Raw genomic sequence first — 20,879 nt, forward strand, 5'->3', positions numbered from 1 at the left:
GCTGTCCCCGAGTCCACGCGACTCGACTGCTGCGTTCCCGCCCCACCAGGGCGTTCTCCGTTCATCGCTCCGCTCCGCCGCACTCTTCCGCCGAGGAACCCCGCACCCATGAACAGCGACAGCGACCTCCAGATCGCCGGCGACATCCTCGAAGTCCCCCACCTGCTGCAGTCCCCCCGCGAGCACCCGGCCACGGTCGCCGAGTTCGCGGGCCTGGTCCGCGAACTCGCCGCCGACCGCTCCGCGTGGGAGCACCTCGTCCGGTACGACGCGACGACCCGCTGGTACCACCGGCTGCGCACCGGCCCCGGGTACGAGGTGTGGCTGCTGTCCTGGCTGCCCGGGCAGGGCAGCGGACGCCACGACCACGGACCCTCCTCGGGCGTCTGGACGGTCCTGGAAGGCACCCTCACCGAGCACACGGCGCGCGGCACGCGCGCGATGGAGGCCGGTACGCAGCGCGTGTTCGCGCCGAGCCACGTGCACGAGGTGGTCAACGACGCGCTGGAGCCGGCGGTCAGCCTGCACGTCTACTACCCGGGTCTGACACAGATGCCGATGCACGCCCCGCAGTGCTCGGCCGCCGCGTTCCGGGACCACGGCGCCGACGCCGCACCGGCACGGTGACGACTGGCTGACGCGCTGTCGGACCCGCCTGCCAGACTGGGGCCATGCGCATTGTGGTTCTGGCAGGCGGCATCGGCGGTGCCCGGTTCCTGCGTGGTCTCAAGCAGGCCGCGCCGGACGCGGACGTCACGGTCATCGGCAACACCGGGGACGACATCCACCTCTTCGGGCTGAAGGTCTGCCCGGACCTCGACACGGTGATGTACACCCTCGGCGGCGGTATCAACGAGGAGCAGGGCTGGGGGCGGGCCGAGGAGACCTTCCACCTCAAGGAGGAGCTCGCGGCGTACGGCGTCGGACCCGAGTGGTTCGGCCTCGGCGACCGCGACTTCGCCACGCACATCGTGCGGACCCAGATGATCACCGCGGGCTTCCCGCTCAGCGCGGTGACCGAGGCGCTGTGCGACCGCTGGAAACCCGGGGTGCGGCTGATCCCGATGACCGACGACCGTGTGGAGACGCACGTCGCCGTGGAGCTCGACGGGGAGCGCAAGGCGGTCCACTTCCAGGAGTACTGGGTGCGCCTGCGCGCCTCCGTCCGCGCCGAGGCGGTCGTGCCGGTCGGGGCCGAGCAGTCCAAGCCGGCGCCCGGTGTGCTGGAGGCCATCGCGGAGGCGGACGTGATCCTCTTCCCGCCCTCCAACCCGGTCGTCTCCGTCGGCACGATCCTCGCCGTGCCCGGCATCCGGGAGGCGATCGCCGACGCCGGGGTGCCGGTGGTGGGCCTCTCCCCCATCGTCGGCGACGCGCCCGTGCGCGGGATGGCCGACAAGGTGCTCGCCGCGGTCGGCGTGGAGTCCACGGCCGCCGCTGTCGCCGAGCACTACGGTTCGGGACTGCTCGACGGCTGGCTGGTCGACACGGTCGACGCGGACGCCGTCACCCGCGTGAAGGCGGCCGGCATCCTCTGCCGCGCCGTACCGCTGATGATGACCGACCTCGACGCGACGACGCAGATGGCCCGGGAGGCGCTGACGCTGGCGGAGGAGGTGCGTCAGGCGTGAGCGACGAGACGCGCGGCGGGGCGCCGGGCCGGCGGGACGGCTACCGGGTGTGGGCGCTGCCCGGCCTGCCCGAGGTGCGGCCCGGCGACGACCTGGCCAAGCTGATCGCGGCCACCGAGCCCGCGCTGGCCGACGGGGACGTGCTGCTCGTCACGTCCAAGATCGTGTCCAAGGCCGAGGGGCGCGTCGTGGAGGCCGCCGACCGGGAGGCCGCGATCGACGCGGAGACCGTCCGGGTGGTGGCCCGGCGCGGCCCGCTGCGCATCGTCGAGAACCGCCAGGGCCTGGTCATGGCGGCGGCCGGCGTCGACGCCTCCAACACTCCGGCCGGGACCGTGCTGCTGCTCCCCGAGGACCCCGACGCCTCCGCGCGCGGTATCCGCGAGGGGCTCCGCGACACGCTGGGCGTGGACGTCGGCGTCATCGTCACCGACACCTTCGGGCGCCCCTGGCGGGCCGGGCTCACGGACGTGGCGATCGGCGCCGCGGGCGTCCGCGTCCTCGACGACCTGCGCGGCGGCACGGACGCGCACGGCAATCCGCTCGGCGCCACCGTCGTCGCCACCGCCGACGAGCTGGCCGCCGCGGGGGACCTGGTCAAGGGCAAGGCCGCGGGACTGCCCGTCGCCGTCGTGCGCGGGCTCACGGACCTGGTCGCCGACGACGACGGCGAGGGCGCGCGGGCCATGGTGCGCGGCGCGCGCGACGACATGTTCCGCCTCGGCACCTCGGAAGCGGTACGGCAGGCGGTCACCCAGCGGCGTACGGTACGGGCCTTCACCGACGAGCCGGTCGACCCCGGTGCCGTGCGCCGGGCGGTGGCCGCGGCCGTGACCGCACCGGCGCCGCACCACACCACGCCGTGGCGCTTCGTGCTGCTGGAGTCCGAGGAGTCCCGCACCCGGCTCCTCGACGCGATGCGGGACGCCTGGACCGCGGACCTGCGGCGGGACGGCAAGAGCGAGGAGTCCATCGCCAAGCGCGTGCGTCGCGGCGACGTCCTGCGCAACGCGCCCTACCTCGTCGTCCCCTGTCTCGTCATGGACGGTTCGCACACCTACGGGGACGCGCGCCGCGACGGGGCCGAGCGGGAGATGTTCGTGGTCGCCACCGGCGCGGGCGTGCAGAACCTGCTGGTCGCGCTCGCCGGGGAGCGGCTGGGCTCCGCGTGGGTGTCCTCGACCATGTTCTGCCGGGAGGTCGTGCGGGAGGTGCTGGGGCTGCCGGGCGACTGGGACCCGATGGGCGCGGTGGCGGTCGGGCATCCGGCCGAGGAGCCCGGGGCGCGGGCCGAGCGGGACGCCGGGGCGTTCATCGAGGTGCGGTGAGGCGGTGCTCCGAGCCTCTACCCTCGTAGAGGCCCACCCCTCCTTCTCAAGGCACCTCAAGGACCTCAAGGACCTCTCTCGTGGCAGGACGCTTCGCTCCCCGCCCCACGCGCGCCACGGTGCGCGGCGGTGAGACCGTCGTGCCCGCCGCCGGCATACCCCGGCAGGCCGCCGCGCCGGGCGCGGTACGGGTGTGGGTGCCGGACGGGCCGCTGGACCTGGGACTGGCGCTGGGGCCGCTGCGGCGCGGGCCGGGCGATCCGACGTTCCGGACGACGCCGGACGGGGCGGTGTGGCGGGCCAGCCGCACGCCCGCCGGGCCGGGCACGCTGCGGGTCACCGCCCGCGGTGGTGAGGTGCGGGGCGAGGCCTGGGGGCCGGGGGCCGAGTGGCTGCTGGAACAGCTCCCGCGGATGCTGGGCGCCGAGGACGACCCGTCCGCGTTCGTGCCGCGACACCGGCTGCTGGCGGTCACGGCGCATCGGCGTCCGGGGCTGCGGCTGGGGCGGACCGGGTTGGTGCTGGAGTCGCTGATCCCCTCGGTCCTGGAGCAGAAGGTCACGACGCTGGAGGCGTACCAGGCGTGGCGGCTGCTCGTGCGGAGGTTCGGGGAGCCGGCCCCGGGCCCCGCGCCCGGGCGGATGTGTGTGATGCCGACGGCGCGGACGTGGGCGCTGATCCCGTCCTGGGAGTGGCACCTGGCCGGGGTGGACGACAAGCGGGCGTCGACGATTCTGCGGGCCGTGCGGGTCGCGGCGCGGCTGGAGGAGGCGGCGGGGATGGAGCCGGCGGCCGCGCAGGAGCGGCTGGAGCTGGTGTCCGGGATCGGGCCGTGGACGTCGGCGGAGACCGTGCAGCGCAGTCACGGGGCGGCGGACGCGGTGACGGTGGGGGATCTGCATCTGCCGGGGATCGTGGGGTTCGCGCTCGGCGGCGACCGGTACGCGGACGACGCGGAGATGCTGCGGTTGCTGGAGCCGTACGCCGGGCAGCGGCATCGGGCGGCTCGGTTGGTGCTGTTGAGTGGGCGGGTGCCGGGGCGGCGGGCGCCGCGGATGGCTCCGCGGGGGATCGAGCGGTTGTAGGTGGTCCGGGGTTCGCCTCGTGTCGGGGGTTCGTCTCGTGTCGGGGGTTCGTCTCGTGTCCGGCGTGGGTGCGGGGCGGGGGGGCGCAGCCCGGCGCCTACGGGGTGCCGCTGCGCCCACCCGTGCCGTCCTGGGGGCACCTCCCAGGCCGTTCAGGCACTGGGGGAGGCACGACTGCCCGCAGCTGCGGGGGGTGCCCGCAGCTACGGGAGGGGCGGCTGTCTCGGAGGTGCGGAGCGTGCCGTGTTCGCGGCTGGTCCGCTGTTACGAGGCGTCCGACGAGAAGCGTAGGGCTGCCGGGGGGATGTGGGCGTCGCACCAGATCCGGGCGCCGGAGCGGAGTTCGTTGTCGGCGCCGACGACCGCGCCGTCGCCGATGACCGTGTCGGTCAGGACCGAGCGGGTGCCGACGCGGGCGCGGGTGCCGATGAGGGAGTCGGTGATGACGGCGCCCGGCTCGATGACCGCCCCCGGCAGGATCGTGCTGCCGAACACACGCGCCCCCTCCGCCACGAAGGCGCCCTCGCCGACCACCGTGCCGCCGGCCAGCTTGGCGTCGGCCGCGACCCGTGCCGTCGGCAGGACGAGGCGGTCGCCGCAGCGGCCCGGTATGGCCGGGGACGGGGCGCGGCCCAGGACCAGGTCCGCCGAGCCGCGTACGAAGGCCGCCGGGGTGCCCAGGTCCAGCCAGTACGTGGAGTCGACCATGCCCTGGAGGTGCGCACCGGTGGCGAGGAGCTCGGGGAAGGTCTCGCGCTCGACCGAGACGGGGCGGCCGGCCGGAATCGTGTCGATGACCGAGCGGCGGAAGACGTACGCGCCCGCGTTGATCTGGTCGGTGACGATCTCCTCGGGCGTCTGCGGCTTCTCCAGGAAGGCCAGCACCCTGCCGGCGTCGTCGGTGGGGACCAGGCCGTAGGCCCTCGGGTCCGTGACCTTGGTCAGGTGCAGGGAGACGTCCGCGCCCGTCGTCTCGTGGGTGCGCACCAGGGCGCCGATGTCCAGGCCCGTCAGGATGTCGCCGTTGAAGATCAGCACCGGCTCGTCGGGGCCCGAGTGCAGCCGGGACGCCACGTTGCGGATCGCGCCGCCCGTGCCCAGCGGCTCCTCCTCCGTGACGTACTCGAGGTGCAGGCCCAGCGCCGAGCCGTCGCCGAAGTACGGCTCGAAAACCTCGGCCAGGTAGCTGGTCGCGAGCACGATGTGCTCGACGCCGGCCGCCTTGGCGCGGGCCAGCTGGTGCGTGAGGAACGGCACTCCGGCCGCCCGGACCATGGGCTTGGGCGTGTGCACCGTCAGCGGGCGCAGCCGCGTGCCCTTGCCGCCGACCAGAAGGATCGCTTCCGTCACCTGTCGTCTCTGCTTCCTGCCGGGACCGGCCGAACTGTCTTTCGGCGGGCCAGTGTATGCAGTCCGTTCGTCGGCCGTTCCCCAGCCGCCCGGTGGCCGTTCCGTGACGCCTTCGACGGCCGCGCGGTGTGCCGCGCTCAGCGGCCCTGGTACTTCGCCGCCTTCGCGCGGGCCGTGCCGAGCTTGTCGTAGAGCTTCTTGCCGGGGCAGTTCGTGGCGAAGCCGTCGCGGTGGCCGGAGATGACGTTCAGCCGTACCTTCTTGCCCTTCCGGTAGAGGTTGCCACCTCCGGACTTCAGGTATGTCTTCCCGCGCGGGTTCATGCCGTAGAGCCCGACCTTCCACGCGGTGAGCCGGGCGATCGCCCTCAGGGCGGCCGACGACGGCTTCTTCGAGCTGTACGTGCCGAGGACGGCGATGCCCATGCTGTTGGAGTTGAACCCCAGGGTGTGTGCGCCCAGTACCGGCTCGGACACGCCTCCGGCCCGGCCCTCGTAGATCCTTCCGCACTTGTCGACGAGGAAGTTGTAGCCGAGGTCGCGCCAGCCCGTGCTGGTGACGTGGTAGCGGTAGATGCCGCGGATCACCGAGGGCGCCTGCGAGCAGCGGTAGTTGTTGCCGGTGTCCGAGTGGTGCACGAAGGCCGTCTTGACCTTCTTGGTGTACACGAAACCCTTCTCGCGCAGCCTCTCGTCCGCGCCCCAGCCGCGGCGGGTGGTGATGCGCGGGCGGGGACCGACGTGCGGCCCGGTCCTCTGCCGCGCGGGGAGCGCGGGGAGTACCGCGGGTTCGGGCTCGTCCGCCGCGTGGTTCGCCGGCGGCGGGACGTCCTCGCCGGGGTCGACGAGTTCGAGGCGCAGTCCGGTGGGGAGCCGTGCGGCGGCCGGCGCGGTGCGGGCGGCCGGGAGTGCACGGGTGGCCGGCAGCGCACGGGCGGCCTCGTGGGCGGCCGCCGCCCGGACCCGGACCTCCACGCCGTCGGACTCGCCCACCCACAGCGGTGCGGTGGCGCCGCGGACGCGGACCGAGGTGCTCTCGGGGGTGCCGGGGTCGGCGGCGTGGTCGGCGTTGTGGGTCTGCAGCTCCCGCCAGCCGGACCAGGCGCCGGTCGCGGTGGCGCGGGTACGGACCTCGACGCGGCCGTGGAGCGGGGTGGCGGGGTCGTCCCAGACGACGCCGACGAGTGAGAAGTGCCGTACGTCGCCGCGGCGCAGGCCCTGTTCGGGCGTGCCGGGCGCCCGGTCGCGGGCGCGGGGGGCGAGCGGGAGGGACTGGGTGCCGCCGGGGGCGTACGCCGTGGCGCGTGCCGTCGGACTCGTCGCGGGTGGGGCCGAGGTGGTGGCTGCCGCGGGCGAGGTGAGCGGGAGGGCCAGGGCCGCCGCGCACGTGACACCGGTCGAGGAAGCTAGGAATCCACGCATGCCCCTGATTTTGTACATCGTCAGACAATTATGTCCATTTGGGATCTGACGGGCCGTAGGTTGTGTCCGTCCGATCCGGTGGTGCCGGGGTACGCCGTCCGCTCGGTGCGCGTCCTCCGGCCCGCGTACGCTTGCGCGGGTGAACGCGACCGACCGCACCCCTGCCGACCTGCTGAGTTCCGCGCTCGCCGCGGACCCGGGACGCCCCCTGGTGACCTTTTACGACGACGCCACCGGCGAACGCGTCGAACTGTCCGTGGCCACCTTCGCCAATTGGGTGGCCAAGACCGCCAACCTGCTCCAGGACGAACTGTCCGTCGAACCCGGGGACCGGGTGGCGCTGCTGCTGCCCGCCCACTGGCAGACGGCGGTGTGGCTGCTGGCGTGCGCGTCGGTGGGTGTCGTCGCCGACGTGGCGGGCGACCCCGGGGCGGCGGACGTGGTCGTGAGCGGGCCGGAGCCGGAGTCGCTGGAGGCGGCGCGGGCGTGCTCGGGTCCGCGGATCGCGCTGGCGCTGCGGCCGCTCGGGGGACGGTTCGCGCCGGCGCCGCCGGAGGGCTTCGCCGACTACGCGGTGGAGGTGCCGGGGCAGGGGGACCGGTTCGTGCCGTACGCGCCGGTGGACCCGGAGGCACCGGCGCTGATCGTGGCCGGGCGGGAGTTCAGCGGCGCGGAGGTCGTGGAGCGGGCTCGGGCGGAGGCGTCGGGGCTGGGGCTCACGGGGCCGGGGGCGCGGATTCTGTCGGGGTTGCCGTACGACACGTGGGAGGGGCTGAGCGCCGGGCTGTACGGGCCGCTGGCCGGCGGGGGGTCGGTGGTGCTGTGCCGGCACCTGGAGCGGGCGGGGGCGGGTGTGGTGGACCAGCGGATCGAGGCGGAGCGGGTTTCGGCTACGGCGCGGTGAGGTGTCTCGGGGGTGTTGGTCGGCCGGGGGGTGCGTGGGCGCCGGTGAGTCGGTGAACCGGAGCTGAACCGGTGCCCGGCGTCGGTGCGGGCGCGGGCGGGGTGCGCGGACCGGCGCTGACCGGGCGCCGCCTGCGCCCACCCGTGCCGCCCCGGGCGGCACGCATGCCCGCAGCTTGGCAGCGGCACGCGCGCCCGCAGCTCCGCCGGACCCCCAGGCCGGCGGGGAGGTCCCGGCGCTCGGTGGTCTGACCCGTTCGGCCTACGTGCGTTCTGTCTTCCGTGGTCGCCCGGGGCATGGTCGTACCAGCGCGCTGGTGTGGACGGAGGCAGGCGTGGGCGATGACGCGGGTACGGCGGCCTCCGGTGGGGGCCGGGGGCACGGGGCGTCCGCGAGCGGCGACGAGCTGAAGCGGCGGCGGCGCAGGCGGCGGCTGGGCATCGCCGGGATCGTGACCGTCGTGCTTGCCGGGGGTGCCGCGGGCGTCGGGTGGGCGGTGTACGCCAAGCTCAGCGGCAACATCACGGCGGACGAGGCGGCGGCCGCCGAACTCGCCCGGTACGAGAAGGAGCGGCCCGCCTCGCAGGTGCGCGGCGCGCAGAACATCCTGCTGATCGGCTCGGACTCGCGCGCCGGCGACGGCAACGCGCGCTACGGGCGGGACTCCGGGACCGAGCGGTCGGACACCACGATCCTGCTGCACCTGGCCGCGGGCCGGGACAGCGTCACCGCCGTCTCCCTCCCCCGCGACCTCATGGTGCGGGTCCCCGGCTGCCACCGCCCCGACGGGTCGCTCACCGCACCGACGTTCACGCAGTTCAACTACGCCTTCGCGGTGGGCGGTTCGGCGTGCTCGATCCGTACGGTGGAGAAGCTGACCGGTGTCCGGGTCGACCACCACGTGGTCGTCGACTTCGAGGGCTTCAAGGAGATGGTCGACGCGCTCGACGGCGTAGAGGTCTGCCTGCGCAAGCCGGTCGACGACAAGGACGCCAAGCTGCGACTGCCCGCGGGCCGGGTGACGCTCGACGGGGAGCAGGCGCTCGGGTACGTCCGTGCCCGCAAGTCGCTCGGCGACGGCAGCGACACCGACCGGATGGACCGGCAGCAGCGCTTCCTCGGGGCGCTCGTGAGCAAGGTGCAGAGCAACGGCGTACTGCTGAATCCGGTGAAGCTGTATCCCGTTCTGGACGCGGCGACCTCGTCGCTCACCACGGACCCGGACCTGGCGAGTCTGCGCGGTCTGTACGACCTCGTGCGCGGGCTGCGCGGGGTCCCCACCGAGCGCGTGCAGTTCCTGACCGTGCCCCGGGAGTCGTACGCGGGCGACGCGAACCGGGACCAGCTCGTACAGCCCGACGCCGAGAAGCTCTTCACCCGCCTGCGGACGGACGAACCGGTGACGATCGCGGCGCGGCGCGGCGACTCGGCCGACGGCACCGGGCGCTCCGGCGAAGCGGGCGACGCCGCCTCCCCCGCGCCGACGTTCAGCGGGAACACCGCCGACGAGGACATCTGCGAGTAAAGCGCGTTCCAAGGAGGGGCAACCCGGGGGCAAGGCGGACACCCGCGTACGGACAGTTGTCCGAGGAATGCGGCGGATTGCCCGGTTGTAAGCGCCGTGGCGTGCGTCACTGCCGTCGACCCGCGCTCGACGGGGCGGTTAATGTGAGCGATCCGGTGTGCCCGGCCGCGGAGTTGGAGTTCTGCCCCTGGCCACGCACTGAACTGACGTGAGCGAGACCTGGTGCCCGGAGGGGAGGGCGCCGCGTGGCCCCGACGGAGGATTCGGACGACCGTGGACGCGCAAGGCCGTGGGCAGGCGGAGGACATCGACCCCGCAGACCAGTGGGTACTCAACCCGGACACCGGCGACTACGAACTGCGACTGCCCTCTTCCGCACCGCAGTCACCGGTACCCGGCCCCCGCCGGGGCACACCTCCGCCCGGTCGTGAGGTTCCCGCTCCGCGCAGGCGCCGCGCGGCACCCGAGGAGCCGCCGCCGGAACGGCGCGACCGCCGGCGGTCGGCGAAGAAGAAGTCGAAGGGCAAGAAGATACTGCTGTGGACCGGCGGCACGATGGCGTTCGTCATCCTCGCCGTCGGCACGGCCGGTTATCTGTATCTCCAGCACCTCAACGACAACATCGACTCCCTCCCCGACGACGGCGCGAGCACCGGTGGGTTCAGCAAGGACCAGGCGATCAACATCCTGCTGATCGGCACCGACAAGCGCACCGGCTCCGGCAACGACGGCTACGGCGACAAGGGCAGCGCGGGGCACGCCGACACCACGATCCTGCTGCACGTCGCCAAGGACCGCTCCAACGCGACCGCCCTCAGCATCCCCCGCGACCTGATCGTCGACGTCCCGGACTGCCCGACCACGCAGGAGGACGGGACCACCAAGGTCATCCCGGGCTCCACCGGTGCCCGCTTCAACACCAGCCTCGGCCAGAGCGACCGTACGCCCAGCTGCACCATGCGCACCGTCACCGAGCTGACCGGGGTGAAGCCGGACAACTTCATGGTGGCCGACTTCAACGCGGTCAAGACCCTGTCCTCCGCGGTCGGCGGCGTCAAGGTCTGTCTCGCGAAGGACATCAACGACCCCGACTCGCACCTGAACCTGCCGGCGGGCGAGCACACCATCGAGGGTGAGGAGGCGCTCGCCTTCGTCCGCACCCGCCACTCCGTCGGTTTCGGCGGCGACCTGAGCCGTATCGAGCTCCAGCAGCAGTTCCTCAGCTCGCTGATGCGCCAGCTGAAGTCCAACGACACGCTCACCAGCCCCACGAAGATGGTGAAGCTCGCCGAGGCGGGCACCGAGGCGCTCACCGTCGACTCCAAGCTGGACAGCATCGGCAAGCTCAAGGACCTCGGCCTGGAGCTGGGCAAGCTCGACACCAAGAACCTGACCTTCGCCACGGTGCCGGTGGTCGACAACCCGGCCGAGCCCAAGCCGGTGACCGTCGTCCTCAAGGAGGGGTCCGCCCAGCAGGTCTTCGACATGGTCAAGAACGACGTCTCCTTCACCGAGGTCAAGAAGAAGGAGAAGGAGAAGCAGAAGAAGGAGGACGCCGCGGTCGCCGCCCGCCTGGAGGGCGAGAAGTCCGAGCCCGGCGAGATCCGCGTCCGCCTCCTGAACGGCGGCGCCTCCTCCGGCAGCGCGGGGCGGGAGCTGACCTACCTCCAGAACGAGGAGGGCGTCACCAAGTCGGAGAACGCGGGCAACGCCCCCGCCGACCTCGCGAAGACCACCCTGGAGTACGCCCCCGACCAGGCCGACCAGGCCCGCGCCCTCGCCGAGATCCTCGGCCTGTCCGGCGCCGCCATGAAGCCCGGCGAGAGCGTCACCAACTCCCAGGGCCTGCCCACCATGACCCTCACCCTCGGCAAGGACTTCAAGGGCGCCGGGGTCAAGCTCGACGCCACGTCCGGGAAGGCGCCGGAGGACCTTCAGAAGTCCACGGCGGACAAGGTCGAGTGCGCGAAGTGACCTGAGGGGCCCCACGCGCATCTGACAGTACGACAGTCCGTCGGTCGGCCGGGGTCACCCGGTGAACAATCCACCGGCCGCCGTACAGCCAACGAGGGGCTTCACACGTCCAACTGTGCGAGCAGGGCGCGTACGGGAGCACGTTCGCGGCCCGAGGGTGGGAGAGGGACATGACGCAGAGCGGTGTGCGCGGGGAGGAAGCGCGACCCGACACGGTCCGCCACGCCCGCGGCAGGCGGGCCGGACGCGGCGGCGCGGAGGACGGCGGCACCGGAGCGTCCGGGCGGCGGGGCGCGGGCGGCCGCGGGGATTCGGGGGGCCGGTCGGGCGGCAACGGCGGGCGCTCCGGGCGGCGGCGCGCCGGACGGCGGCACCGGGTGCTGAAGTGGTCCGCGACGACCCTCGCCGTACTGGTACTCGGCACGGCCGGCGCCGGATACCTCTACTACCAGCACCTGAACGGCAACATCGACAAGGGCGAGCGCAGCAGCGGCGACTCCAAGGCGCACAGGACCGAGCCGAACGCGGCCGGGCAGACGCCCCTGAACATCCTCCTGCTCGGTTCCGACAGCCGCGCCTCCGATGCCAACGTGGCGCTGGGCGGCGGCAAGAACCACCGCGACAACCCGCCGCTGGCGGACGTGCAGATGCTGATCCACCTGACCGCGGACCGCAAGAGCGCCGCCGTGGTGAGCATCCCCCGGGACACCCGCGTCGACATCCCCGCGTGCAAGGACCCCGACTCCGGCGAGGAGTTCCCGGCGACCAACGCCATCATCAACACGACGCTGGCCCGCGGCGGCGCCGGCTGCACCCTGGCCACCTGGGAGAACCTCACCGGGGTCTACATCGACCACTGGATGACGATCGACTTCGCGGGCGTCGTGTCGATGGCGGACGCGGTCGGCGGGGTCGAGGTCTGCGTGAACCAGAACGTGTGGGACCGCCCGCTGCCCGGTGTGCCCGGCGGCTCGGGCCTGAAGATGACGGCAGGCCCGCACAAGGTCAAGGGCGAGGAGGCGCTGCAGTGGCTGCGCACCCGGCACGCCTGGGGCAGTGACCCGCTGCGGGCCCGGGCCCAGCACATGTACATGAACTCGATGATCCGCACGCTGAAGAGCCAGAACGTCTTCACCGACGCCGGCCGGCTGATGGGACTGGCGGAGGCCGCCACGAAGTCGCTGACGGTGTCCGAGGAGGTCGGCACCGTCAAGAAGCTGTACGACCTGGGCATGCAGCTCAAGACGGTCCCCACGGACCGCATCACCATGACGACGATCCCCACGGTCGAGGACCCCGAGGACGCGAACCACCTGCTGCCGGCCGACGACGCCGACAAGATGTGGGCCATGCTCCGCGACGACGTGTCCTTCGACGACAAGGGCGCGAAGGACGGGAAGGACTCCGGCAAGAAGGACTCCGGCAAGGGCGACGGCGAGGACGCCGCCGGCCGGGGCGACGCCGCCGCGCCGTCCGACGAGCCCGCCGCCGACTCCGAGATCGGTGTCCTCGTCCAGAACGCCACCCGCTCGGCCACCCTCGGCCCGGTGACGGGCCGGGCCGGTGACGTCGCCGGAGCGCTGGTGCGCAAGGGCTTCGGCAAGGCCACGAAGGACACCTCCGCGGCGCTCTCCGAGGAGCGCACCGTCGTCCGTTACCCGAGCGACGAGCTGGCGGGCGACGCACGCCGCGTCGCCGAGGCACTGGGGATCCCCGCGGAGGCGGTGCGCAAGTCCGCGGACGTGTCCGGGATCACGCTCGTCGTGGGAGCTGACTGGCGCCAGGGCACGTCCTACCCGAAGCAGAAGACGCCCGAGGCGGGAGACCTGCCGGAGTCCAGCGACGCGATCAACGGATCGGACACCGGAACGTGCATGGACGTCTACAAGCCCTACCGATGGTAGGAGTTCACGAAAATAGGGAGGATTGCCCTGTTGTAGGGGTGACGATCCTGACACCAGTGTCGTTCGACGCCGAACCGGACGGATAGTGTGAGCGCTCCGGTGCCCCGTGCCGTGAGGTCCGCCCTGGCGTCGTGCACTTGTTGACTCTTTTATCGTGCGCCTTCAGTGGAAGGTGCCGCGTGGCCCCCGACGGAGGATTGGGAGACCGTGGACGCGCAAGGACGTGGGCGGGCAGACGACGTCGATCCCGCAGACCAGTGGGTGCTGAATCCACGTACCGGTGAGTACGAGCTGCGCCTGTCCCCATCCGCACCGCGGCCGTCCGTGCCGGGCCCGCGCACGGAGGGGCGCCGCACGTCCGCTCCGGGCCGCGAGGTGCCGCCCCAGCGGCGGCGTCGTCCGGAGCCCGAGGCACCGGCGCCCGGGCGGCGCGGACGCCGGCCGGAGAAGAAGAAGTCCCGGGGCAAGAAGGTCCTGCTGTGGACCGGCGGCAGTATGGCCTTCGTCGTCCTCGTGGCCGGCGTGGGCGGCTACGTCTACCTCAAGCACCTCGAGGGCAACGTCTCGACGACGGACGTCGGCACCGCCGGAAGCAGCAGCTTCAAGAAGAACGAGGCCTTCAACATCCTCATCATCGGCACGGACAAGCGCACCGGTGAGGGCAACGAGGGCTACGGCGACAAGGGCAGCGCCGGGCACGCGGACACCAACATCCTGCTGCACGTCGCCGAGGACCGCTCCAACGCGACCGCGCTCAGCATCCCGCGCGACCTGATCGTCGACATCCCGGACTGCGAGACCAAGCAGGAGGACGGGAGCACCAAGGTCATCCCGGGCTCCTCCGGCGTCCGCTTCAACCAGAGCCTCGGCGACCTCGGCCGGGACGCGGGCTGCACGATGCGCACGGTGGCGGAGACGACCGGCATCAAGCCCGACCACTTCATGATGGCCGACTTCAACGCGGTCAAGACGCTGACCTCGGCGGTCGGCGGCGTCGACGTGTGCGTGGAGCACGCCGTGGACGACCCGAAGTCGCACCTCCAGCTCCCCGCGGGCGAGTCCACGGTCAAGGGCGAGCAGGCCCTGGCCTTCGTCCGCACCCGGCACGCCTTCGGCAACGAGGGCGACCTGGACCGCATCAAGGTGCAGCAGCAGTTCCTGGGCTCACTGATGCGGAAGATGTCCTCCAGTGACACCCTCACCAGCCCCGCCAAGCTGGTGAAGCTCGCCGAGGCCGCGACCAAGGCCCTCACCGTGGACAGCGCCATCGGCAAGGTCGGCACGCTCAAGGACATGGCCCTGGAGCTGAAGAAGGTGCCGCCGAAGAACATCACGTTCACCACGGTGCCGGTGGTCGACAACCCGGCCGAGAAGGTCAAGGCGACGGTGGTCGTGAACGCGTCGAAGGGCCCTCAGGTCTTCGACATGATCAAGAACGACATCTCCTTCACCGAGGTCAAGCAGAAGCAGAAGAAGGAGAAGGCCGCCGTCGCCGCCCGGCTCAAGGGCGCGAAGTCCGAGCCGGGCGAGGTCCGCGTCCGCGTGATGAACGGCGGCGCCCCCGCAGGCAGCGCCCAGCAGGAGCTGAACTACCTGCAGACCCAGGCCGGCGTCTCGAAGTCGGAGAACGCGGGCAACGCCCCCGCCGACCTCGCGAAGACCACCCTGGAGTACGCCCCCGACCAGGCCGACCAGGCCCGCGCCCTCGCCGAGATCCTCGGCCTGTCCGGCGCCGCCATGAAGCCCGGCGAGAGCGTCACCAACTCCCAGGGCCTGCCCACCATGACCCTCACCCTCGGCAAGGACTTCAAGGGCGCCGGGGTCTCGCTCGATCCCGCCTCCGTCAAGAAGCCGGACCTGGACACGGAGTCCACGGCCGACCAGAAGCTGTGCGCAAGTTGACCTGAGGGGCCTGTCGTACGTCTCACAGGGCGGCGACGGGCCCACGTGGTGGTCCGGGGGCGGGGAGGGACGCGGACGTGACGCGGAGCGGTGTGCAGGAGGAGGACACGCGGGAGGGCGCGGCAGACGCCTCCGAGCGTGCGGAGGCCGGCCCGGGGGACGGCGACAACGGTGTCGACGTCACCGACGACGGCACCGCGAACGGCGCCACGGACGGCGGCGGGAAGGACGGCGGACAGGACGCCGGCGAGCCCGGCCGTCCCGGACCGCGCCGGCGCCGCCGGGTCCTGCGCTGGACCGCGGTGGTGCTCGCGGCCGTCCTGGCCGGCACGGCCGGGGCCGGTTACCTCTACTACGAGCACCTCAACGACAACATCAAGCAGGACGTCCTGAACCTGGGCGACAACAAGGTCGCCGCGCCGACGCCGAACGCGGCCGGGCAGACCCCGCTGAACATCCTCGTCATCGGCTCGGACGCCCGGGACAGCGAGGAGAACCAGCAACTGGGCGGCGCCCGCGAGACGTTCGGCTCCACACCGCTGGCGGACGTGCAGATGCTGGTGCACCTGTCGGCCGACCGCAGCAACATGTCGGTGGTCAGCATGCCGCGCGACACGCTGCTGGAGATACCCAAGTGCACCGACCCCGAGGACGGTGAGGTCCACCCGGCGAGCCGGGGCCGGGTGATGACCAACCAGAGCCTCGGGCACGGCGGTCCGGGCTGCACGGTGGCCACCTGGCAGGAGCTGACCGGCATCCACATCGACCACTTCGTGATGGTGGACTTCGCGGGCGTCGTGTCGATGGCGGACGCCGTCGGCGGCGTCCCGGTCTGCGTGGACGCCAACATCCACTCGCGCGACAGCACGGGCCACGGCTCCGGTCTGAAGCTGGCGCGGGGCACCCACCCGGTCAAGGGCGAGCAAGCCCTGCAGTGGCTGCGCACCCGGTACGGCTTCGAGGACGGCAGCGACCTGGCGCGGGCCAAGGCCCAGCACATGTACCTGAACTCGATGGTCCGGGTACTGCGCGAGAACGCGACCCTGAGCAGCCCGAACAGGCTGCGCAGGCTCGCCGAGGAGGCCACCGCCGCCCTCACCGTCGACCCGGGCCTTGACACCGTCAAGAAGCTGTACGACCTCAGCACCGAGCTGCGCGAGGTGAAGCCCGAGCGCATCACCATGACCACGATGCCCAACCGGTACGTGGGTGCCCGCGTCGAGCCGACCGAGGACGCGGAGCAGCTGTTCCGCCTGGTGCGCGAGGACATCGCCCTGGACGGCAGGGACGCGAAGAAGAAGCCCGCCGAGCCGGAGCCCCCGGCCGACCCGGCCGCGCCCGACGACGAGCTGGCGGTCCAGGTCCTCAACGGCACCCGCACCGACGGCCTCGGCACGGCCCCCGGACGCGCGAACGCGATCGCGGGGCTCCTGGCCGACAAGGGCTTCACGAAGGCCGTCGCGGACCCCTCGGTGCTGCCGAGCGAGGACCGTACGGTGGTCCGCTACCCGAGCACCGACCTGGAGGGCGACGCGCGGCGCGTCGCCGAGGCCCTGGGCATCCCGGCGAGTTCGGTGCGGCGGTCCACGGACGTCTCGGGCGTCACGCTCGTCGTGGGCGCCGACTGGCGCGAGGGCACCGCCTACGAGGCGCCCGGGAGCGACGACGGCACCCCCGAGTCGGCCGAGGCCCTCAACGGCGCGGACGACAGCGCCTGCATGCACGTGAACCCGGCGTTCACCTGGTCCTGACGGACGCCGTCACCGCGTACCGGCGGCGTCCGTGGCGTCGGCGTCGGGCTGGACCGCCGGGCGCCGCGAGGCGATGACCCTCCTGGCCAGGGACTTGGGGCTGGTCAGGAAGCCCCAGCCCCACGACATGTGCATGGTCGCCAGCGCCACCGGGATCTGCGCCCGCGCCTTCAGCCCGAGGCCCCTGCCCGCGGGCAGCGAGCCGGCCACGATCGCCGCGAGGTAGCCGCCGGGTACGACGAAGCCCCACGGGGTCAGCGCCGCGCCCACCACGACACCGGCCGCGATGGCGCACACGGCGGTCGGCGGGGCGAGGTAGCGCAGGTTGATGGAGCCCGAGTGGTAGCGGGCGACGACATGCCGCCAGCGGCCGTAGTCCTTGTACTGCTTGGCCAGCGCCCGCACGGACGGCCGGGGCCGGTAGGAGACCTTCAGCTCGGGCGAGAACCAGATCAGGCCGCCGGCCTCGCGGATGCGGAAGTTCAGCTCCCAGTCCTGGGCGCGGATGAACTCCTCGTTGTAGCCGCCCTGCCGCTCCAGCGCCTCGCGGCGGAACACGCCGAGGTAGACGGTCTCGGCGGGCGCCGCCCGACCGCCGGTGTGGAAGGCCGCGTTGCCCACACCGATCTTCGACGTCATCGCGGCGGCGACGGCGTCCTCCCAGGCGTTCTCGCCCTCGGCGTGCATGATGCCGCCCACGTTCTGCGCGCCGGTCTCCTCCAGGAGCCGGACGGCCGTGGCTATGTAGTTCGGCGAGAGCATGCCGTGGCCGTCGACGCGGACGACGACGGGATGGCGGGAGGCCTTGATCGCGGCGTTCAGCGCGGCGGGCGTGCGGCCGGTGGGATTCGGCACGGTGTGCACGCGCGGATCCTCGGCGACGAGTTCGGCGGCGATCTCTTCCGTACGGTCCGCGGAGGGACCGACGGCGATCACGACCTCCATCTCGCCGGCGTACTCCTGGGCGAGGATGGCGCGGACGGCGCCGCGCAGGTGCCGCTCCTCGTTGAGGACGGGCATGATCACGGAAACGGCGGGCAGCCGCGCGTCGGACTTGGCGTTCATCGGTGCTCACGTTACCGCGAACGGGGGACACGGGTGCGCGCCGCGGGGGTCGCAGCCCCGGGCAGCAGATCGTATGGGCCTACGGTGCTCACGAATCCCACGTCCGGCCCCAGGTCCCGCCCCCGCGGAGGTGTCACCTTGCCCACGCCGCCCCGCTCCCCCCGGGTCCCGGCCTCGTCTCCCCGGGGCGGCCCGCCGCCGCAGCGCGGCGGCTCCCGGCCCTCCCGGCGCCCGCCGAGGCCCCCCGTACGGCGGAAGAAGCCGCGCTGGGCCATGCGGGCGGTGACCGCGCTGTCGGTGGTGGTGCTCGCCTCCGCCGGGATCGGGCACGCGGTGCTGACCGGTCTGGACTCGGATCTCTCGCGGGTCGACGCGTTCAAGGACATGAAGAACCGGCCGCGGGCGGGCGACGGCATGAACGTCCTGATGGTCGGCACCGACGGCCGGGACGAGATCACCAAGGAGGAGCGGCGCAAGTACAGACTGGGCGGCGCCCCCTGCCACTGCACCGACACGATCATGATCGTGCACATCTCGGAGGACCGGGAGCGCGCGAGCGTGGTCAGCCTGCCCCGGGACTCGTACGCCGAGACACCCGGCCACACCGACCGCACCACCGGCGAGCACCACAACGGGCACCCGCTCAAGCTGAACGCCGCCTACGCCGAGGGCGGCCCGCAGCTGACCGTCCGCACCGTGGAGGCCATGACCCGGGTGAAGATCGACCACTATCTGGAGGTCGACTTCACCAGCTTCATGAAGACCGTGGACGTCCTCGGCGGCGTGAAGATCTGCACGGTCCAGCCGCTCAAGGACAGCTACACCGGACTCGACCTGCCGGCCGGCACCCACACCCTGATGGGCGGGCAGGCGCTGCAGTACGTGCGCTCCCGCCACCTCGACGGAGCCTCGGACCTGAGCCGGATGAAGCGCCAGCAGCGCTTCCTGGCCGCCCTGATCGAGCGGGCGACCTCCTCGGGCATCCTGCTGAACCCGCTGAAGTTCCGTGACGTCACGCGGGCGGTGCTGGGCTCCGTCCGCGCCGACCAGGGCTTCGGCACCGACGAGCTGCTGACCCTGGGGCGGGCGATGCGGGACTTCTCGCCGTCGTCCTCCGAGTTCACCACCGTGCCGATCGGGCGGATGGGCTACGCCGTCAAGGGCGTCGGATCGACCCTGAAGTGGGACCCGGCGAAGTCGGAGCGGCTCTTCGCCGCCCTGCGCGAGGACAAGCCGCTGACCGCGCCGAAACCGAGGCCGAAGGGCCCGGCGCCGGTACGGGTACCGGTGGACCCGAAGCAGATCCGCGTCCAGGTGGAGAACGGCACCCGCACCCCGGGGCTCGGCAAGCGGGTGGACGACGCGCTGGCCGCGACCGGGTTCCGCACCACCAGGGCACCGCGCAACGCCGCCGACCGGGCCCTGGAGCGGACCGTCGTCGCCTTCGACCCGCGCTGGGACCAGTCGGCTAAGTCGCTGGCCGCCGCCGTGCCCGGCAGCACGCTGAAGCCGGTGAAGGGGCAGGGGGCGACCCTGAAGGTGATCACGGGCGCCGACTTCACGCGGGTGGCGAGGGTGCGGCCGGCCGACCCGCCGCAGGAGTCGGGCACGGTGGTGCGCGGCGACGAGGTGGTCTGCGGCGACCGGTGACCCCCGCCGGGGGCCGGCTCAGTTGCCGGAGACGGTGACCTTCTCGTCGTTCTTCAGTTCCTGGACGAGCTTCTTCACCTTGGCGTCGTCCCACTTGAGGTTGCCGCCGACGCTGCCCGAGATCGGCATGTTCATCGAGGTGCCCTCGCCGCCGCTGACGTTCTTCATCGCCCAGAACATGCTCGCCAGGTCGAACAGGCCCATGTCCTTGTCGACGGTCAGGGAGTCCAGGCCGGCGCCCATGGTCGGGTAGAGCTTGAACGGGTTGAGGACCGTCGACGGGGTGGCCACCTGGCCGGCCAGTGCCGAAAGGAACTTCTGCTGGTTCTTGGTGCGGTCCAGGTCGGAGCCCGCCAGCGCGTACCGGGTGCGGACGAAGGCGAGGGCCTGCTCGCCGTCCAGCGTCTGCTTGCCCTTCTTGAAGTCGGCGCCCGACTTCTTGTCCTTGATGTCCTGCGGGATGTCCATCTCGACGCCGCCGACCGCGTCCACGATGTTCGCGAAGCCGGCGAAGCCGATCTCCACGTAGTGGTCCAGGCGCAGCCCGGTGTTGTGCTCGATGGTGCGCACCAGCAGCTCGGGGCCGTCCTCGGCGTACGCGGCGTTGAGCTTGGTGTGCCGGCCCGTGCCCGGGTACTTCTTGCCGGACTCGGAGCCGACGAAGCTCGGGATCTCCACGTCCGAGTCGCGCGGCAGGGAGATCAGCGTCGACCCGTTGTCCCCGGTGTGCAGGATCATCATCGAGTCGGTGCGCTTGCCCTCGGCGGAACCGGTGTGGAGGTCCTTCTTCTGCTCGTCGGTCATGCCCTCGCGGCTGTCGGACCCGACGATCAGGTAGTTCGTGCCCTCGCCGGCCCCGGGCCGCTCGATGACCTTGGACAGGTCGACCTCGCGGTTGAGCTTGGAGTCGGCCCAGAAGTAGGTGCCGACGGTGGTGACGACCAGCACGGTCACCACCGTGATCGCGGTCCACTTGATCCGGCGCCGCCAGTTCGGCGCGGGCCGGCCCTGCCGGGCGGGTCTCTGGCCACCGCCACCGCCGCCGCCGTAGACCTGGCCGGTGTTGTAGCCGCTGTCGTACCCGTCGTCGCCGTACCCCTGGCCGTCGGTGTACGACGGCTGCTGGGGCACCCCGGCGCCGTACGGCGGTGCCGACGGGCCCGGGCCGGGCGGCGTCGCGCCGCGGCGGACCTGACGCATCACGCGCGCGCTCTCGGGCCGTGCGCTCGCGCTGCCGCGTCCGTATCCGCTGCCGCGGTTGTCACCGGACCATCCCTCGGGCCAATCATTCATGCGCCCAGTGTGCAGGGCTGCCCTGTGGGCGTTACAAGGTATGTCGGAAAATCAGGGCAGCGCTGTTGCCAATCCGACACAAAACCACGCGCGGGT

The 20,879-nt window shown here is 72.4% G+C and carries 15 protein-coding genes; 11 read left to right on the top strand and 4 right to left on the bottom strand.

Annotation, left to right across the window (positions count from 1 at the left end; translation table 11 throughout):
• The first annotated feature begins 108 nt into the window (after window positions 1-108).
• The 4 genes from EV562_RS32930 (at window position 109) to EV562_RS32945 (ending at window position 4,044) form a co-directional block, all read left to right on the top strand.
• The gene (locus EV562_RS32930; RefSeq protein ID WP_133890533.1) at window positions 109-627 is read left to right on the top strand and encodes a cysteine dioxygenase family protein; all 519 of its coding nucleotides are present in this window, start codon (window positions 109-111) and stop codon (window positions 625-627) included.
• Between the two features lie 44 nt (window positions 628-671).
• Window positions 672-1,631 (top strand): 2-phospho-L-lactate transferase, encoded by a 960-nt coding sequence (gene cofD, locus EV562_RS32935; protein WP_133890534.1) that lies wholly within the window; start codon window positions 672-674, stop codon window positions 1,629-1,631.
• Window positions 1,628-2,959, top strand: a complete 1,332-nt coding sequence (locus EV562_RS32940; RefSeq protein WP_133890535.1) for a coenzyme F420-0:L-glutamate ligase — start codon at window positions 1,628-1,630, stop codon at window positions 2,957-2,959. Before cofD ends, EV562_RS32940 begins: the two co-directional genes overlap by 4 nt.
• Window positions 2,960-3,039: 80 nt before the next feature.
• The gene (locus tag EV562_RS32945) at window positions 3,040-4,044 is read left to right on the top strand and encodes a DNA-3-methyladenine glycosylase 2 family protein (protein ID WP_133890536.1); all 1,005 of its coding nucleotides are present in this window, start codon (window positions 3,040-3,042) and stop codon (window positions 4,042-4,044) included.
• Window positions 4,045-4,308: 264 nt separating this feature from the next.
• On the opposite strand, the gene EV562_RS32950 is transcribed toward EV562_RS32945, so the two are convergent.
• Together EV562_RS32950 and EV562_RS32955 are read right to left on the bottom strand one after the other, a co-directional pair.
• Window positions 4,309-5,394 (bottom strand): NDP-sugar synthase, encoded by a 1,086-nt coding sequence (locus EV562_RS32950; RefSeq protein WP_133890537.1) that lies wholly within the window; start codon window positions 5,392-5,394, stop codon window positions 4,309-4,311.
• A gap of 137 nt (window positions 5,395-5,531) precedes the next feature.
• A complete protein-coding gene (locus EV562_RS32955) occupies window positions 5,532-6,815 on the bottom strand; it encodes a peptidoglycan recognition protein (protein WP_133890538.1) in 1,284 nt (427 codons plus the stop codon).
• A 139-nt stretch (window positions 6,816-6,954) separates the two neighbouring features.
• Here EV562_RS32955 and EV562_RS32960 point away from each other — a divergent pair, with 139 nt between their 5' ends.
• From EV562_RS32960 to EV562_RS32985, 6 genes are all read left to right on the top strand, one after another.
• Complete coding sequence (locus EV562_RS32960) at window positions 6,955-7,719, top strand: TIGR03089 family protein (protein WP_133890539.1); 765 nt, start codon at window positions 6,955-6,957, stop codon at window positions 7,717-7,719.
• 334 nt (window positions 7,720-8,053) lie between these two features.
• A complete protein-coding gene (locus EV562_RS32965; protein WP_133890540.1) occupies window positions 8,054-9,244 on the top strand; it encodes an LCP family protein in 1,191 nt (396 codons plus the stop codon).
• Between the two features lie 273 nt (window positions 9,245-9,517).
• The gene (locus EV562_RS32970) at window positions 9,518-11,218 is read left to right on the top strand and encodes an LCP family protein (RefSeq protein ID WP_133890541.1); all 1,701 of its coding nucleotides are present in this window, start codon (window positions 9,518-9,520) and stop codon (window positions 11,216-11,218) included.
• Between the two features lie 170 nt (window positions 11,219-11,388).
• Window positions 11,389-13,122: an LCP family protein gene (locus EV562_RS32975; protein ID WP_243860304.1), complete on the top strand. Its 1,734-nt coding sequence runs from the start codon at window positions 11,389-11,391 to the stop codon at window positions 13,120-13,122.
• Between the two features lie 207 nt (window positions 13,123-13,329).
• A complete protein-coding gene (locus EV562_RS32980; protein WP_208298474.1) occupies window positions 13,330-15,024 on the top strand; it encodes an LCP family protein in 1,695 nt (564 codons plus the stop codon).
• A gap of 77 nt (window positions 15,025-15,101) precedes the next feature.
• Window positions 15,102-16,775 (top strand): LCP family protein, encoded by a 1,674-nt coding sequence (locus tag EV562_RS32985; RefSeq protein WP_133890542.1) that lies wholly within the window; start codon window positions 15,102-15,104, stop codon window positions 16,773-16,775.
• A 9-nt stretch (window positions 16,776-16,784) separates the two neighbouring features.
• On the opposite strand, the gene EV562_RS32990 is transcribed toward EV562_RS32985, so the two are convergent.
• Window positions 16,785-17,840 carry a glycosyltransferase family 2 protein gene (locus tag EV562_RS32990; protein ID WP_133890543.1) on the bottom strand — a complete coding sequence of 352 codons (1,056 nt, stop codon included), beginning with the start codon at window positions 17,838-17,840 and terminating at the stop codon, window positions 16,785-16,787.
• Between the two features lie 273 nt (window positions 17,841-18,113).
• On the opposite strand from EV562_RS32990, the gene EV562_RS32995 reads away from it, so the two are divergent.
• The gene (locus tag EV562_RS32995) at window positions 18,114-19,490 is read left to right on the top strand and encodes an LCP family protein (protein ID WP_133890544.1); all 1,377 of its coding nucleotides are present in this window, start codon (window positions 18,114-18,116) and stop codon (window positions 19,488-19,490) included.
• An 18-nt stretch (window positions 19,491-19,508) separates the two neighbouring features.
• Here EV562_RS32995 and EV562_RS33000 read toward each other — a convergent pair whose 3' ends face one another.
• Window positions 19,509-20,783 carry an LCP family protein gene (locus EV562_RS33000; protein ID WP_208298476.1) on the bottom strand — a complete coding sequence of 425 codons (1,275 nt, stop codon included), beginning with the start codon at window positions 20,781-20,783 and terminating at the stop codon, window positions 19,509-19,511.
• Window positions 20,784-20,879: the final 96 nt, after the last annotated feature.

Origin of the sequence: Streptomyces sp. BK208 (assembly GCF_004364245.1) — a bacterium.
Classification (GTDB): domain Bacteria; phylum Actinomycetota; class Actinomycetes; order Streptomycetales; family Streptomycetaceae; genus Streptomyces.